Genomic DNA, 15853 nt, shown 5'->3' with positions numbered 1-15853 from the left:
CTGAACGGTCAGAAGTATCATTGTATATCATTTGTATCATGGCATATAAAGTATCGCTCTATTTTATTGATGGTTTTAAAATCGCTCTTATCATGGCGAGCCATTCAAATCTGCTCCACAAATGAGGAAAGTACCATTTTGGACTATTCAATTGTCAATGTGCTTTCTTAACCTAATACTTTTTGGAGTAATGGTCTTCTTTATTATCCACTCGACCTACAAGGTAATCTAAACTTACATTATAAAAATCTGCAAGTTTGATAAGGTCATCTATAGAGATTAACCTGGTACCTGATTCCATTTTAGAATACGCTGATCTTGTACAATTTAAGATTGCTTTTGCAACATATTCTTGTGTCAAATCAGTATCCTCGCGTAAATCTCTAATCCTTTTCAACATTCAATGTCTCCTAAAACAAGTATAATATAGTTATTTTCTTATTTTTAAATATGTGACAAATTGGCACATGAAACTATGCTATATATACTTTTTAGGAAACTGTTTACTCTAAATGTATCTCATTTTCCTTAATAGATTTCATATTTTGTTTTTTCTTATATTTCTGTATTGTTTTATTAAACATTTCAAAGAAATTTATTGCTTCTCTATGTTGTTCCTTCAGTGTTTCAATCTTTCCTTTATATATGTATAAATCCTTCTCTATTGTATCTACTGAACATTTACCTTGAATACTATTTTCTAAATTGCTAGAACTATTTATCGTATTATTCAACAATACTTCCTCTAAATTAGTTAAATCATCAATTTTATTTTGGACTTGTTCAATCATATTCTCTAGATATGATATTTGGGCAATGAAATCATTTGTTATATCTTCGAAATCATTCGGACTATTTTCCGCAGATATAAGAAAATCTAATTGTTCTATTTTTTCTCTAATTTCGCTAAGAGGAATTCTTCTATACATATACTGCGGTTCATACTGAAGATTAAATTGCCTAATCAAAGTTTTACCTTTCATAAAGCGATTTTTTTCTGCTGAATCTTTATGGTATACATAGTAAGAACTAGTTTCTCTGAGAAATACTTTAACTTTTTCTTCTTCCATATTGATTTGAATATTTGGTACAAAAATAAGTCCTTCTTGTCGGATGCCAAAATGTACCTTAATGTACATTCCATCGTCTACTACTTCTTCTATTTGATTAAGATTCAACTCTACCTCAAACTCATGAACTGCATCCCTATTTCTCTTGAAATCTTGATAGGATTTCCATACCACCTCTTCTGTCGGCAACTCTTTTTCTTTAATTAGCTTTTCTTCATTGTAAAGTTCAACTAAATTTTTATTATCTAAGAAAACAGTTTCATTTTTGTTATTAAAATAGTCTTGAAAATAACTAACACTATACCGATTCGTTTTTACCAATTCCTGCTCTGAAATCTTAATCTCATCAAATTTAAATTGAACATGTTTTTCTTTCGGAATTATTTTTAATCCAAAAAATTCTGCTCGTTGAATCAATTCATTCATATTCTTCATTTTCGGAAGTAAAAATTCTAAGATGTTTATGATTTCCCTTTGAACAAACTTTTTCTTAAAATAAGTTTCATTATAAGGTTGTTTTCTACTCAATTTACTATCACGTACGACTTGTTTCATATTTGAATCAGTCATAAAAAAAGTAACATGCTTGTGTCTAAAATCAATTTTTAAATGTAAAGCTTTTGCTTTATTCTTGAAATCTTCAAAATTTTTCGAGTTCTCGATTAGAAAATATACTCGTTGTTTTATTTCATATTTGTAATTTGTTTTGCGATAAACTTCATACTGACGATGCGAATAACGATTTTCTATAATTTTTGCCCCTGCAATTTTTGAAAGACGATCAGAAACCATTCGTAGATTATGTTCTGCCTTATAATCCCATAGAAACTTTTTATCAGAATTCTGATCAATTGAATTTAGGATGATGTGATTGTGGATATGATCTTTATCGACATGAGTTGCCACGATAAATCGAAATCTACCTCCTGTCAACTCTTTAACTGTCTCATAACCAATCCGATTGATTTGTTCAGGAGTGAGATGCTCATCTGGAGAAAAGGACTGAATGATGTGATGAGAATGAATTTTTCGTTGATTTACTTCTTGCCTATCATGACGAAATTCATAAAGAGTATCATTACTTAAAAAATTATCATTGTACATCTTCACTAGTTCTTTATAACTAGGAAAATCTAAATAATTTCTCATACCAAAATCTGAAACTAGTGTTAGATTTTTTGTTTTACTTGGATTCAAAATATATTTGATTAGTTTACTACGATAATTTTTTCCATGAATCGCAAAGTGTTTAGTGATGACCATAAAATTTCCTCAATTTTTCAGATTGAATAAGAAAATCTTTCTCCACTTCTACTATTAACTCTTCTATACCTTTTCTCAACTCATTTAATTCAACTTCCGTTATTAAATTCGAATAATTTATGCTTCTGGCTATTTGATTAATATTATTTCCGATTCGTTTTAATTCAAAAATCAAATCTTGATAACTATTTGTATCAATGGTGATAAAATTCATACCAGGATCTAGTAGAGTTCGTCTAGCATATTCTGAGAATGATAAGCAGTTACTTTTTGAGATATTTTCATTCAATTTGACTAATTCTAGGTCAGATAAAAAGACTTTTTTTAAATTTGTTCTATATCGGTGCTCCACTCTACTACCTCATGTATTTGTTACGAAAATTTTCACTAAGAGGACTTGTTTTTTCTACCTCTTTAATTAATTCCTGAATACAAGTTAACAAAATAGAAACATGTTCTTGAGTAACCTGATGATTTATTTTAGCAATTATTAATATTTCATGAACATCACGACTAATTTGTTCCAACTTTTGCTGTTTCCAAAGGTTGAAACATTTTTCCATCTGTTTTTGTCCATCAGACAATAGTAAGCTTTTACGGAGAAAATCAGAAAAATTATCCTCTCCTTTCTCTCTCATTAAATCTAGTATTTGTTTTTCCTCCGTTTCTGTTAAGCGAAATTGTTTCCGAATACTACGTATACATCTTTTCATATGGCTTTTCCTCCTTCATAGATACTTGTACTGACAATGTAAGCTTACAGACACTGTCAGTACGTTTTTCAAAATAGATTCAACATTTTTGTAAGGCTTTGCGAGCTCAGATATTGTGTCCACAATATCCCAAAAATCATATCGCCAGCCGACCAAAACCTTCTAGTTTTGACAGCCAACGATAAGATAACTTGGTGGCTTCGCCCCCAAACCCCCAGTTTAAATTTGAGGATCGATTTTCTTTGGATGATATTAGGATAGCAAGGATTATTTGAAGAAGTTATCACAGATCGATTAGGGACTAATCTCTAGCCCCTCTCACACCACTGTGCGTACCGTTCGGCACACAGAGGGCCAACTAAGTTTTAACGAAAGCATTATTCTCACTCATCTTCTCATTTTACAATTCGTTCTATCAGTGCCGTCCTATATTTATAATCAGCTTCCATCATTTACATTTTCAGTTCACTGTCTTTTCAGGCGAGGAATTAGGATTGACAAATTTAATTAGAGAGATATTCATTTAGTTATTCACCCTTCGCTCCATTTCCATTACAGAAATTTCTTCAATACTATGGGTTCAGCTGACTCCCATGATTCGTTGTACTACGTCCTAAACGCTCACGGAATAAGCCGTACATCTTTCCTAGTTTACTCTCGTAATTTACGTATATAGGTTACGACACCTATTTGGATTTTAGAATTCCTCATCCGCTATATGGCTTCAAGTCACGATTCTTTTTGTAGAGCCTTGATTTCGCTAATTCCTTTCTCTCCCCCCTACCTCAAGATATTCAGGCTTAGGAGTCGCTATTGGTTTCATCTGCAGCAGATATCAAAAGAGAACTTGGACCTCAGATGTACACTATGCCTGTCGAACAAAGAAAAAAGTAGGCTAAATTTCTAACCTACTTTTTCTGGCTCTACTCTGATAAAGCCGTCTCATATATAGACATTTTATGCTTGAAGGAATCTTTCCCTCCCTCTAATTGATTGATGATATGATTTTTTATATATTTTTCACTAACATATCCCTGTGATTCAATCCATCCGTTAACTCCATCTGACTCCATAATAACAACTTGATCTGTCATAGAATTTGTTACAATTGTAGCATTATGTGTTGCTAAAATAATTTGACGTTGAGCTTTTACATCTCTAAACTGCTGAACTAAATGCCTGTAAATATAACGATTGTCTAGATTATCTTCAGGCTGATCAATAATCAATGGTCTGAAGTCTTTAGAATAATCACTATACGCTAATAAAAAATCAAGCATGGCTACAACTTTTTGTCCCAAACTTAATACACCAACTTCTTTATAGAGAATATCAAGTTGTTGTGAGGTTTCTTTGGAGTTAATATTAAACTCCAAAAATAACCTTTCATTAGCTACATGCGCTTTTAAAATTCTTTTAAACTCATTTAATAAACTACTATTCTCAATTAAAGAGTAGATACTCGTTTTTAAATGCGTAATGTTGTATTCATTGATTTCAGATTTATCTCTCCAATTATTTTCTTGTTTTGCAAAATTATCTTCAGAGATACTTTTTAAAAGCATAAAATACTTATTAGGGATATTTTGTCTTACAATGACTTTAACAAATTCTTTCATTCCTAATTCCCGATAGATAATATATAAAACGTCTGCTACATCTTGCATACTAATTCTATAATTATCAAACGAAGAACGACTATTCTTGAAAAGATAACTTTCGAAATGCGGTTCTTCCCATCTATCAATTTGCTCATAACAAATTCTTAACTTACCAATCTGAGTTTCATTAAAATCCTCAATAATTTCGAGTATTAATTGCTTCCGCTGTTTTAAATATTCATCAAGTTCCTTTAATTTTACTTCAAACGATTCGAGTGTCTGAGTTCTTAGCCCATAGTCTGGACTCGGTAATTTTTTATTTTTAATCATTAAATTAGAAATAAATTCTGTAATTTTTTCACCGTCAGCTGTTCTAACTAATTCATTAACAGAATATCTCCTATCAAACATTTTCTCTAAAATTCTAGTTTTATCAACTAATCTAAAATAGTTACCTTCAACTTTATAAACTTTTGTGTACTGAGACCGTGTCCATTCTTTAATAGAGTCAGAATTAAATCTATAAGAATAGCCAAACCTATTCTCTCGATTTTGCCCATAATATTGTAAAATATTATCCTTATTTTCTTGTTTGACATCTGGCAAACTAACTTCAATAATATATTCAGTTTCTTCTAAAACATAGAGTACAAAAGCATTTGCATGGTTACATAGAAATTCCAATTTGCTTTGCTTATCACAATCTTGAGAAAGTACAAATTGTAGCATATCAATTAATGTGCTTTTCCCTGTACCTCTCCCTCCAATTAAACAATTCATAGATGGTGAAAATGTTAAAAAAAAGTCTTTATCTTTTTTTAATTTATCACCTGCAAGAAAGCTTCTATTTCCCCCACGATTTTCTATATATAATCCTTTTATATAAGACTTTTGTTTAAAGCTTGGCTCACATAAACTAACTGATACGTTATAATCAAACAATGCTTCTTGAAACATCTTGAAAGAAATTTTTCCACCTTTCAACCACAGATTGTTCTTCCCGAGTGAATCAATTTCGTGAGAATCATTATCTAATAGAAAGTTGGGCTCACAATTAAAATCTGTTAATAGTTTTTTTCTAGAACCTTCAATAGAATATATATTTTTAACTCCAATAAATCGTGTATTTTCTTTAGAAAAAATTTTTCGTTTATATGCACCTGATAAGTGAGAACCTTTTTTCAAAATGTCATAACTATTGAAATGAGCAATATAGTTAACTATTTTTTGATTATTGAAATCCTTCATTATAGTCAGTGAATGTTGATAACTTCCATCTTTCTCACTTATAATATTTTCACTTAACCATTGATTAACCCATGACTCTTGTTCATAATCATATATACATACAATATGCAATTTATCCGCTGCACTAATTTCTACTCCATGTATAATATGAGGATGTATATCATAATTCGGATAAGTTTGCATTATGATTGAGACTGCCTTTTGCAACTTTTTAATACCTTTGGTAGTATTATGATCAGTTACTACAACTATTTCTATTCCATTTTTTATGATTGCCTCTGCTAACATAAGAAAACTAATATATTCTTTTGAACTAGAAAAAACAACCTTATCAAAATTACTAAAAAAAATTGTCTTATCAACTTTTATTTTCTTATTTTCAAAAAATATATCATATAGTTCATCTTCAGTAATTTTTCTATATTTCGTTGCAGTCCAATTAGAAAATAGCTTGTAATCATAAGAAACAGGTGTATGCAAATGAATTAAAGTCTTGTAAAAGCTACCGAATTTCTCTTTGGAATTTGTTAGTTCTTGATAAACAGACTTTATCTTGTTATTAAACCCTCTCACTTCTACTCTCCTAAAAATATAAATTGTTTATTTTTCAAGTAATTCATTAAGTCTCTTTTCCCCCACCTTCAACATCTCTTTCTCTACCTGACTCCACTCCCCAAACAGTAACTCTTGAAGAATATCTGCTGCTGGAGCTGTATTTTCTTTTGAATCATATACACAACTTCTATCTCGTTGATAAATTTGAATTCTTTCAAAGATAGCTAGTTCTTCCAATTGTCGTGTATTATCAACTAGATGATTTACAATGAAATCATGATGTTCTTTTGGTGTTGCACGAGCTTGATTTGGATTGATAGAATACAGTTCTTCATAACGGATAAGGGTGCTCAGATAGGACAGCTTAGGCTTTGTCGCAATCAAAGCTAATTGTACTTCATATCCCTTACTTTTCAAGAGTTGTGCTGTTTCCTTTGGAACGTCAATCGTTCGTAAAGTTCCCTCCATCAAAAGATTGTATCCCAAACTACTCAATTTTGTTACTAAAGACTCTACCATTTTTCCTGCAAAATCTTTGGTGTATTCTACACTGTCTTTGCCATATTCTTGCTGCAGTTCTAAATAGTGTGGATGCTGAGAACGAAAACTATCGCCATCTATGATAACAATATTTCCTTGAAATTCTTTCTGTTTAATACGATGAATTGTAGTCTTACCGGCACCACTTTGCCCTCCAAGCAAAATTGCTATAGGTTGCTTACTGGACTTTTTTCCTCTTGTCAGTGAACGAAGATTCCGTGCTAGAGCATGTTTGAATTCACTATCAGCATAATCTTGGATTTCCATTAGGCTACCATCCGTTTTTCAGATATCTCCAACATACGTTCAATTCCATCCAAATAGCCGCTATACCTCTCTATTTCATCAAAATTTTCTACTAAATAGATTTTCGTATGAATCAAGTCAGATAGATCATCACTCATTAAAATCCAAGGATTAGATTCATCATCAATGCTAATTCCCTGACTATCTTGATAACGATAGAGTCGTGATAATAAATTAGCACCTCTTTCTTTCACAATTTCAATTTTTAAAGTCAATTCATAATCTTCAACAGGATTGAGCATTTTATCTTCTCCTACAATATCGACATAAGATACATTAAACTTCTGGCAGATGATATCTATTAGTTCCGTAGAGACTGAACTAGTGCCATTTTCATAACGACTCAAACTATTTCGAGAAATTCCTATAATTCGGGCAAATTCAGGTTGTGTTAAGTCATGTGATTTACGTAAGGATTTTATGTTCTTTCCAATCATGGCAAACTCCTTTTATTTGATACCACTATTATAACATTTAGAAAAAGTAAATGCACCATTTTTGGTGCGTTATTTCTTATTTTTCTAACTAAACTTTACTTCTATAAAAGCCACCTAAAGAGTTATTTCTTTTTAGGTGGCTTTTCTCAAAATACTATACATTAAAATACTCTTGTTTAATTTTTGTAAGCAGATTGTTAGCAACCGAAGTTACACCAACATGCATCAGTTCAGGATCAGAATAATCTAGATTACGAGCATAGCCTTCTGCAACAGTCTGAGCAATACGCTTATCCAATTTATAATTAGAGGCTTTTAATAGTGCTTGAAATAATTCTGAACTATATAGTTTAATATTATTTTCCAATGATACTACTGCCATTTTTGTAACTCCTCTCCTGTTTTTGATTGATAAACCTTCTCTATTTTCATTATATCACAAAAAGATTGGTTGTGGATGGATAATTGTTTAAAAGAATATGGTTTTCTAAACTCAGCAAGCATTTCTTCTTTTGTAATTTCATTCTGACGAAAACGAGCTAAAGCTTGGGTTGGATTGTCATCAGTCTGAACACCATAGATAAAATCAAAATGGTGTTGTAATTCATCTGGATTTTCCCGATTTTGAACGACAAATTCAGCAAAATCTAAATCTGACTCTGACTTTTTATGTTTTGCAAAATAGTGACAATGATAGTCAGGGTTCTTAAAAATTTCTATAAAATTTGAAATACGAAATTCTACTATAATTCCTACTTCTTCTTCTGAGTCAAAAATATTATTATTAGAGCTGCTTCGATTTAATACTTCAACTTGCTTGTTAATAAATTTTCTAGCTTGTTCAAAGTCAGGCGTGATATAGAAACCAGGACCAAAATCTAGCTCACTTCCTAAATTAAATTTAACATCTATACCACTTTTTAAGGATTCTAAATGTCTCAATAATGTAGCATGAAACCACTGCGTCTGACCTAGTTGCTTTTCCTGCTTGGTAGTCAACTCCAAAATATTTACTTCCTTCTCTAGTCTATACTAAAAGTATAACACAAGACTTTATTCAAGTAAAAGAAAATTGTATAAAACTATTCACTTCCTTCCGTCTTTCCTAAATCTCTCTAAATTCTTCTCCAATTGTTCCTTATGAAGTTGATTCTTAGCTTCCTTTAATGTGTCGTCCAAAGTTTCTTCCCTATAAGTTGATTCTGTTTTTACTTGTTCTGATTCTTGATCTGGAGTGAAAATGATATCTAACAGTCGGTCTATTTTTTCAAGATCTTGGACAGACATATCAGATAGTCTATGAATCAGCTTTTTAAATACATCACTATTGTCGTGATTTTTCTTAAAAAATGTTGTAAACATCTATAACCTCTCAAAAAAAGCAGCCTATCAGGACTGCTTAGTGTAATTCCGAAATCGCATCATAAATGGACTGTAATTTCTTATTGTCTTTATTCTTTGTGTCAATCAACGTATGTAGCTCTTCAATTTTCTTTTGACTGCTTTGAATATCGCTATTGTTATCAGCAATAAGTCTTTTAAGATGTTGCTGATAACTTGTAGTGATATCTGTCTCTTTTCCTGTTCTAACCTCTGTAACTTTAGGTTTAGAACTAGAATTTGATTCCGTCACAGGCGCTTGTTTTCGCTTTTGAAAAGCTGCTTCATAATTTACATCATTACCTCCTTGATGATTTCCAAATAAGGCCGCAATTTTATCTGAATCCCCTTGATTTTCTGATTTACTTTCTAATGGTTGATTAAAATTCCAATCTTTTGTCATTCACTCATTTCATCCTTTCTAAATTCAGAATCATCGAATTGTCTTTCTTTACCAAAGGCATGGTCAAGAGCTTCTTCAAAACTCATGTGACTGATGCTTTGACGCCTTTTGAACGTCGCAAACATCGCTGTCTCCAGTTGCTCTTTGTAAGCAGCGAGTTTTTCTGTCTCTCTTGCTACCTTGCTTTCTTGCCTAGTGACCTTTTCTTCTAAGCGCTCGATTATGGTCATATACGATCCTCCTTCATTCTAATATTAGCTAAAACATCTTGATTTTGTTATCACAATTCTAAACATTGAGAGTTTTGTCTTACTGGTGGATTTCCAAATGTCTCTTTTACAGTTTCAAGCTTAAATTGAAAATCTGATTTCTTTTCTCTAAGAATATCGTTCCAGTCTATTTTTTCTTTCCCAGATTCATTATTAGGTAAATCCAGTAAAACAGGAAATCCTGATTGAGATAACTTATCAGAAAAATCTTTTCCTGCATCATCACAATCTACCGCAAGTGTCAATAAATCAGGATGATTATCGAAATAGGTGGTGGTATCACGAATTGTATTGATCAAATGCAATAACTTTGAAGGTGTTACTGTATCTAAAAATTCCAACTTCTGATTTTCTTCAGCTATTAGTCGTAAAGTTTGATAAGCAACAACAGACCTTTTTAATCCTTCCATAGATACCAAACGAACATTAGTTAGACTTTGTTGATGAAGTTCGTAATAGCTCATCAAGTCGATGAACGATTCACAAAAGACCAGTCTATTTGGTTTACCAATGTCAAAGGATATTCCAACATGTCCATGGCTTCCTTTTAGAATCGTTTTTAACCTTTCTCTAGGAAGAGAGTGATTCTTATAAATTCCTTGTAAGCTTGCTGCCTGCAGCTTGTGGCGATGATCAAAGCTTTTAAAAACGTTAACAGGTTCAACTGTTTCATTTGTTTTCCAACTAGCTTGTGCTATCAAACCTTGTTGAATCATCTTTTGTATGATTTCTTCTGAGATTCCTCTACATTCTGTTAAGTAATATCTAGTCAAACTGCAGTTAGAATCTTCTACTCTCTTTAAAGGATAATAAAATGGTCTCTCTCTTTTTTCTTGAATAGCTTCTTTTTGAAAAGGTTCTTCAGAAAGAAAGGCTAGAGCTTCTTTAAAGGAAATTCCCTTAACAAGTCGAACAAAATCAATGACATCACCTTGAATATCTCTTGAAAACCATTTAAAAGTATTGGTAGTTGAAAAAATCCGAAATGAATCGTGTTCAGGATGTTCATAGACACTGCTCGAAACTTGTTTAAAGGAGATACCTAAACGATTGGCTACATCAAGAATTGAAATTTGCTTACATTCTTCTATTCCCATGCAATATCATCATTTTGTCGTAGTATTTGGCAGTGATGGTATTGATGATGATTCTTCTAAAGTTTTAGGAGTTGCATTATCTAAATCATCTAACCCAGATTTCCAAACCTGTACTTGATTGACCAATAACTTACCTGGTAGTTTCGAATAAGACAACTTAACCGTTCTGGTTTCTGTCTGATTGGTCTTTGATTGGTTGGCATTCTTTAAATCGGATACATAGGTTACATTATAAGACACCATAGCAATGGCTTGATTCGTAGTCTGATTGACAAAGATATCAGCTTTTTCAAAATGATAATCCAAAATATAATCCTTATACACTTGGTTCATGGCATCATTTTGACTTGACAATTCTTGAGAATAAGCTGATTCAGTCATATAAGGTTGAATACGTGTATTATTTTCTCCGAGCTTTTCTTTCGTATAGTACTGTGTCAAAAATTCTTTTACAGTATCTGATGACAAAATACTTGCTTTATCTTCTGCTTGTTTGTCCTCTACAAGTTTAGCTGCAGCCAATTCAATCTCTTTACGACTTTGTTTAGCAGTAGAATGTTGACCAGCAGTATATCCCATCATGAGAATAAAGCTAGTTGCAGCCACTGCTCCAACACTAATTAAGGCTTTAGTTTTGACTTTATTTAACATCTTAGACCTTCTTTCTATAAAAACTAGGTCAAGAATAACAAAAAGAACTTGTAAGTTTTATCACATCACAACGAAAGGTAATTCCTACATTTCAGGCGCAAAATCGTACAGTTCAGAGAAAAAAATAAAACTAGCTGTCTTTGAAGTATAATAGACTTATTGGAAAAAAATAAAATGCATACTGTACTATGCTATACTATAGTTAAGAAAACTATTTACAAAAGATCATGCAACTAACTTCTGAGAACTTTAAATTATTTATTAGTGTAAAAAAGGACACCTTCCCAACGAAGATATCCTGTCTAAATAAAGCTTATAAAACCAAACACTATAAAGGAGGACGTCCAAAAACGCTAAGTCTATAAAAACAGTTGATGCTAAACTTGCGTTATTTATTCTATTGACCAACTCTACGTCTCCTAGCTTTTGATTTTGGTCTTGGATTAGCGACAGTCACCGAACGATAATATTGGTAGAAGATACTCTTCGTTCTTCAGGTCTATTTGCCTTAGACAACTTAAAAGCAGCAAGTGTCACTATAGCTATTGATGTCATAGAAAGTCCTATTTCAACGTCCTAAAAGAAACCAAAGTAAAATTATTCAGGAAAAAAGAGACACACCATGAAGACACAAATCATACTCGATTTAACACCACTTCATGCCTGCTAATTAGTTTTTTAAGAAGGTCATACACATGATTTTACTCTTTTTAAGAAAGGATAGGTCAAGTTTGCCAGAGCAATCACTTGATTTTCTGTATTTGGATTATTTATGCATTATGAATATTCATAATATAACCTTCATTCCTGTTAAAAATTCTAAAAAGCATCTATTGACTGAAGAGGATAAGAAGTTTAATAGAGATACTTGTAATACGTATTAAAATTGAGCATTTTAATGCTAAGTATAAAACTTTTCAATTTATGGAATCATCAACTATGAGTTAAAATAATTTTCGAACAAAGGCTGTCCAAAAAACTTGATATAATGCGTTTTATTATGGGAATATTCATTTCATTTACTCCTGAAATTGAGTTTTTACCCAGACTCATTAATGTTATTGATATAATCCAATAATAATGATAATATCAAATAGTAATAAAAAAATTTGATAGTATTTTTTCATAATCTGTCACGCTTTCTAATGATTTTTTATGGTAAATGGAGATAAATATGATTATAGGTAAAACTTATAGAAAAATACGAGAAGGAAAAGGTATTTCTATTTCTTCATTAGCAGGTGCAGAAATTTCAAAGTCTCAAATATCTAGATTTGAATTAGGAGAGACAGAAATCTCATTTTTTAAATTATTATATCTACTTGAAAAAATAGGTGTAACACTAGAGGAGTTTTTGCTTTCATGTAATAATTATCAGCCTTCAGACTTCAATACCTTGATACGCTTAGTTCAACAGGATGCATACAATCAAGAAATCAAATCATTACTTAATATGGTAAGCAAAGAGATGGAACTGTTTAGAGAAACCAAATCTCATTATCATAAGTTAAACGCTATTTTCATTGAAAGTATTATCTATGGAATTGATAATACTCATCAATTGAGTAATCAAGACACCTCTTATCTTACTAATTATTTATTTTCTGTTGAAAACTGGGGATATTACGAAATTCTTATTCTTGGAAATTGTTGTCGAGCAATATTACCAAATTTATTATTTAGATATGCCAAAGAGGCGCTTAAAAAAGGAAAGTTGTATAGTTCTATACCTAGAAATAAACAAGCTCTCGTTCAATTACTTCTTAATTCACTTCTTATTATGATTGAAAACAGCTTATATGAGGAAGCTTTATTTTTAGAACAAGCTACTAAGAATATATTATCTAATTCCACAGATTTTTTTGAACAAACTATTCTTTTGTATTTAGAAGGATTTTTTGAACTTAAATTTCATCATAATCAAAAATCAATTTTAAAAATAGAAGATGCTTTAAAAATTTTTGAATTATTCAATAAAACATTATACAAAAATTATAAAGATTACTACAAAAAAAATATTATCATTTTATTACAATGTGGTAATTCCTATTTTGAATAATTGCTTTTTTTGAAAAACTTTTTAATTCATCTAAAGAAATCAATTCCAGCTCTTCAGCAATACTATCCCAACTTGGAATATCAAATAATTTTTCTCTACAAATTGTTTTTAAATATTCATTTTTATTAACTTCACAATTTATGTACAATTCATTGATTACTCTTTTTTTAGCCTTATAAAATAATAGTTCATCAGATAAATCGGATTCATTAACAAGATTGTTCTCCAGTGTTTTAATCAATTTTTTCTTATAGATTGTAGGTGTTATAGTTACTATTTTTAGTAAAGTCATATTACTATAAAATATTGGGTATGATACAATACTATATATCCATTGCTTTTGTGTCCTTAACTTATGGCCTAATAATGAATCTTTAATACCAGTTAACATCGAGTTTAAGATACTTAACATTGCCATTTCATGAGATGATGCTACCATACCAGATATATCTAGATACATAGAAATTTCAGAAAGTTCTTGTTGTTTATCTAATTCCGTTAAACCAGTTGAAAAAGCCGGAGAGTTAATTTCTACAGATGAACCACTTAAAGGTAACATATTTTCAATACTTATGATTTCACTTTGTAGAAAACTTGGACCAGCAATAGCAATCTGGAATTCTCCTGCTTGAATATTTTTTATATAAAATTTATATATAGTTTCTAAACTAACATACTCAATATTACCTCTAGTACCAATAATATCTATTGACCAAGATCTATTTTTAAAAATTACTCGATTATCATTAATAGATTTTTTACTATTTTCATACTGATTTAATTCAATTAAGACTATTTTCTTTTCCCTCAATAGTTCATCTTCAGTAATAGAAAGATTGAAAATCCTACTTATCAGTATTTTAAAAATTTTATTGAAATCTTCAGCTAGACAGTAACCACTTAAATTAATATAATCTCTAGATGTCTCTCCTTTAATAGCTGCACCATTCATATCAAACAATTCATTTAGTGATTGTTCATTCCCTGCTCGTATTAGTAAATGTTCAATAAGATGTGAAAATCCTAATTCATTTACTTGCTCAATACTAGTACCTGCAACAAACATCAATGAAAAATATGCAAATTTACTTGCTTGATTTTTTTTAAATATAATTTTCTTATTCATCAATTTTTAGAATCTCCCAGAGTTTACTTTTATCGAAATCATGACCACATGTAGGACAATGAGATTGCTTAGAGAAGTGCTTGAATTCATCTTCCCTAAAACTATAAAAATCAAATCTAAATAAAGTATTCCAAACATTACTATTTTTCTCTGTTACACAATCTAACCATTTCTTCACAACCCATGATGACAATAATAGAATATTAGTTAAAATATTTGCAGTTATTAATTTTCCATCATAGTTTGAAAATTTTTTAACTAAATTTTGAAAGTTATCACTATCTTGTTCATAAAGTAAACAATCAACACAGCCTATATTTTGAATATTAGGATTACAAAATAAGAGTTTACCTGCGCTACGTTGGCTAAAACAGTATATACTAGGGATATTAAATAAATAGCATGCTCTATTTACTAATCTTTGTGCTATATAAGGAGGTTCATCCATACAACAAAATACCCAGTCACTTTCAGAAATTTCTTTTTTTACAGCATCAACAGTGCTCATTTTTAATTTTCTTTTTGTGACTACACACTGATAATTACGTTTTAGAATACAATCTTTTACACAGTCAACTTTATATTTACCAATATCGTTAAAGGTAAACATAGATTGCCTATTTATATTATTTTCTTTAACAATATCATCATCGACTAAATGAAGTCGCCCTACCCCTAATTGGGCTAATTGTAATGCGATATGAGAACCACCGGCTCCACATCCTAGTATGGTAACTTTTAAATTACTCAATTTTTCAAGTAATTTAATCCCACCAATACCTTCACTAGAATAATAAGTTTCTAGTGATTCATTAATTAAATAGTGATCAATTTGATTTACAGGTCTATCTAATATTTCTAATAAATTACGATCAGAAAATTTAGATATATATTTTTCTATAATATTTTCGGATATATCATATTTTTTTCTTAATAAATCTTTAATTTCTTCAAAGCTATTAATTCCATTGCAACAAGAAATTAAATCTGACCAAAAATCTGAGTATCCTGTAATTTCTAATACATCAACATCATCAGCTCCAATTCTTAATCTGTCGTTCTTCCATTGGTAAACGATTCTATCCTGGTTCCATTTTGGGAAATAATTATCCATTTTATATCCTCAACTATTTGA

Annotated in this window: 17 protein-coding genes; 1 reads left to right on the top strand and 16 read right to left on the bottom strand. The window is 30.6% G+C overall.

All coding sequences use genetic code 11. The features are described 5' to 3' along the window. Nucleotides 1-172 precede the first annotated feature (172 nt). The 14 genes from PCY11_RS00310 to PCY11_RS00245 form a co-directional block, all read right to left on the bottom strand. Nucleotides 173-400 (bottom strand): helix-turn-helix domain-containing protein, encoded by a 228-nt coding sequence (locus tag PCY11_RS00310; protein ID WP_000919634.1) that lies wholly within the window; start codon nucleotides 398-400, stop codon nucleotides 173-175. Nucleotides 401-503: 103 nt separating this feature from the next. Continuing rightward, nucleotides 504-2333 carry an SAG1250 family conjugative relaxase gene (locus PCY11_RS00305; RefSeq protein WP_301362290.1) on the bottom strand — a complete coding sequence of 610 codons (1830 nt, stop codon included), beginning with the start codon at nucleotides 2331-2333 and terminating at the stop codon, nucleotides 504-506. Then, the gene (locus tag PCY11_RS00300) at nucleotides 2320-2685 is read right to left on the bottom strand and encodes a MobC family plasmid mobilization relaxosome protein (protein ID WP_000401235.1); all 366 of its coding nucleotides are present in this window, start codon (nucleotides 2683-2685) and stop codon (nucleotides 2320-2322) included. The genes PCY11_RS00305 and PCY11_RS00300 overlap by 14 nt, the downstream gene beginning before the upstream one ends. Nucleotides 2686-2689: 4 nt before the next feature. Further along, a complete protein-coding gene (locus tag PCY11_RS00295) occupies nucleotides 2690-3046 on the bottom strand; it encodes an SAG1252 family conjugative relaxosome accessory protein (RefSeq protein WP_250316021.1) in 357 nt (118 codons plus the stop codon). Between the two features lie 923 nt (nucleotides 3047-3969). Beyond that, nucleotides 3970-6468 carry a Spaf_1101 family AAA-like ATPase gene (locus tag PCY11_RS00290; RefSeq protein ID WP_195327906.1) on the bottom strand — a complete coding sequence of 833 codons (2499 nt, stop codon included), beginning with the start codon at nucleotides 6466-6468 and terminating at the stop codon, nucleotides 3970-3972. Nucleotides 6469-6495: 27 nt separating this feature from the next. Then, nucleotides 6496-7257: a type II toxin-antitoxin system toxin PezT gene (pezT, locus tag PCY11_RS00285; protein ID WP_301362289.1), complete on the bottom strand. Its 762-nt coding sequence runs from the start codon at nucleotides 7255-7257 to the stop codon at nucleotides 6496-6498. Continuing rightward, a complete protein-coding gene (pezA, locus tag PCY11_RS00280; RefSeq protein WP_041823159.1) occupies nucleotides 7257-7733 on the bottom strand; it encodes a type II toxin-antitoxin system antitoxin PezA in 477 nt (158 codons plus the stop codon). The genes pezT and pezA overlap by 1 nt, the downstream gene beginning before the upstream one ends. A gap of 154 nt (nucleotides 7734-7887) precedes the next feature. Then, on the bottom strand, nucleotides 7888-8115 hold the full coding sequence (locus PCY11_RS00275; protein WP_000301903.1) for a hypothetical protein: 228 nt from the start codon (nucleotides 8113-8115) through the stop codon (nucleotides 7888-7890). Then, the gene (locus PCY11_RS00270) at nucleotides 8106-8738 is read right to left on the bottom strand and encodes a DUF3990 domain-containing protein (RefSeq protein WP_000424175.1); all 633 of its coding nucleotides are present in this window, start codon (nucleotides 8736-8738) and stop codon (nucleotides 8106-8108) included. The genes PCY11_RS00275 and PCY11_RS00270 overlap by 10 nt, the downstream gene beginning before the upstream one ends. 81 nt (nucleotides 8739-8819) lie before the next feature. Beyond that, nucleotides 8820-9095, bottom strand: a complete 276-nt coding sequence (locus PCY11_RS00265) for a hypothetical protein (RefSeq protein ID WP_000495441.1) — start codon at nucleotides 9093-9095, stop codon at nucleotides 8820-8822. 37 nt (nucleotides 9096-9132) lie between these two features. Then, the gene (locus PCY11_RS00260; RefSeq protein WP_000159223.1) at nucleotides 9133-9516 is read right to left on the bottom strand and encodes a DUF5945 family protein; all 384 of its coding nucleotides are present in this window, start codon (nucleotides 9514-9516) and stop codon (nucleotides 9133-9135) included. Then, complete coding sequence (locus PCY11_RS00255; RefSeq protein ID WP_000152419.1) at nucleotides 9513-9746, bottom strand: DUF5965 family protein; 234 nt, start codon at nucleotides 9744-9746, stop codon at nucleotides 9513-9515. Before PCY11_RS00255 ends, PCY11_RS00260 begins: the two co-directional genes overlap by 4 nt. Before the next feature lie 50 nt (nucleotides 9747-9796). Continuing rightward, the gene (locus PCY11_RS00250; RefSeq protein WP_000510561.1) at nucleotides 9797-10882 is read right to left on the bottom strand and encodes a toprim domain-containing protein; all 1086 of its coding nucleotides are present in this window, start codon (nucleotides 10880-10882) and stop codon (nucleotides 9797-9799) included. A gap of 9 nt (nucleotides 10883-10891) precedes the next feature. Further along, complete coding sequence (locus PCY11_RS00245) at nucleotides 10892-11533, bottom strand: hypothetical protein (protein WP_050078401.1); 642 nt, start codon at nucleotides 11531-11533, stop codon at nucleotides 10892-10894. Nucleotides 11534-12707: 1174 nt separating this feature from the next. Here PCY11_RS00245 and PCY11_RS00240 point away from each other — a divergent pair. After that, on the top strand, nucleotides 12708-13592 hold the full coding sequence (locus tag PCY11_RS00240) for a helix-turn-helix domain-containing protein (RefSeq protein ID WP_301362287.1): 885 nt from the start codon (nucleotides 12708-12710) through the stop codon (nucleotides 13590-13592). Here PCY11_RS00240 and PCY11_RS00235 read toward each other — a convergent pair. Both PCY11_RS00235 and PCY11_RS00230 read right to left on the bottom strand, forming a co-directional pair. Next, the gene (locus PCY11_RS00235) at nucleotides 13555-14718 is read right to left on the bottom strand and encodes a pitrilysin family protein (protein ID WP_195327908.1); all 1164 of its coding nucleotides are present in this window, start codon (nucleotides 14716-14718) and stop codon (nucleotides 13555-13557) included. The genes PCY11_RS00240 and PCY11_RS00235 overlap by 38 nt on opposite strands. Continuing rightward, on the bottom strand, nucleotides 14711-15832 hold the full coding sequence (locus PCY11_RS00230; protein WP_000371017.1) for a ThiF family adenylyltransferase: 1122 nt from the start codon (nucleotides 15830-15832) through the stop codon (nucleotides 14711-14713). The genes PCY11_RS00235 and PCY11_RS00230 overlap by 8 nt, the downstream gene beginning before the upstream one ends. Between the last annotated feature and the right edge of the window lie 21 nt (nucleotides 15833-15853).

Origin of the sequence: Streptococcus sp. SP8, assembly GCF_030440045.1 — a bacterium.
In the GTDB taxonomy this organism is placed as follows: domain Bacteria; phylum Bacillota; class Bacilli; order Lactobacillales; family Streptococcaceae; genus Streptococcus; species Streptococcus parasanguinis_I.
Note: the sequence above shows the minus strand (reverse complement) of the source record. Positions and strands in the feature narration are given on the sequence as shown.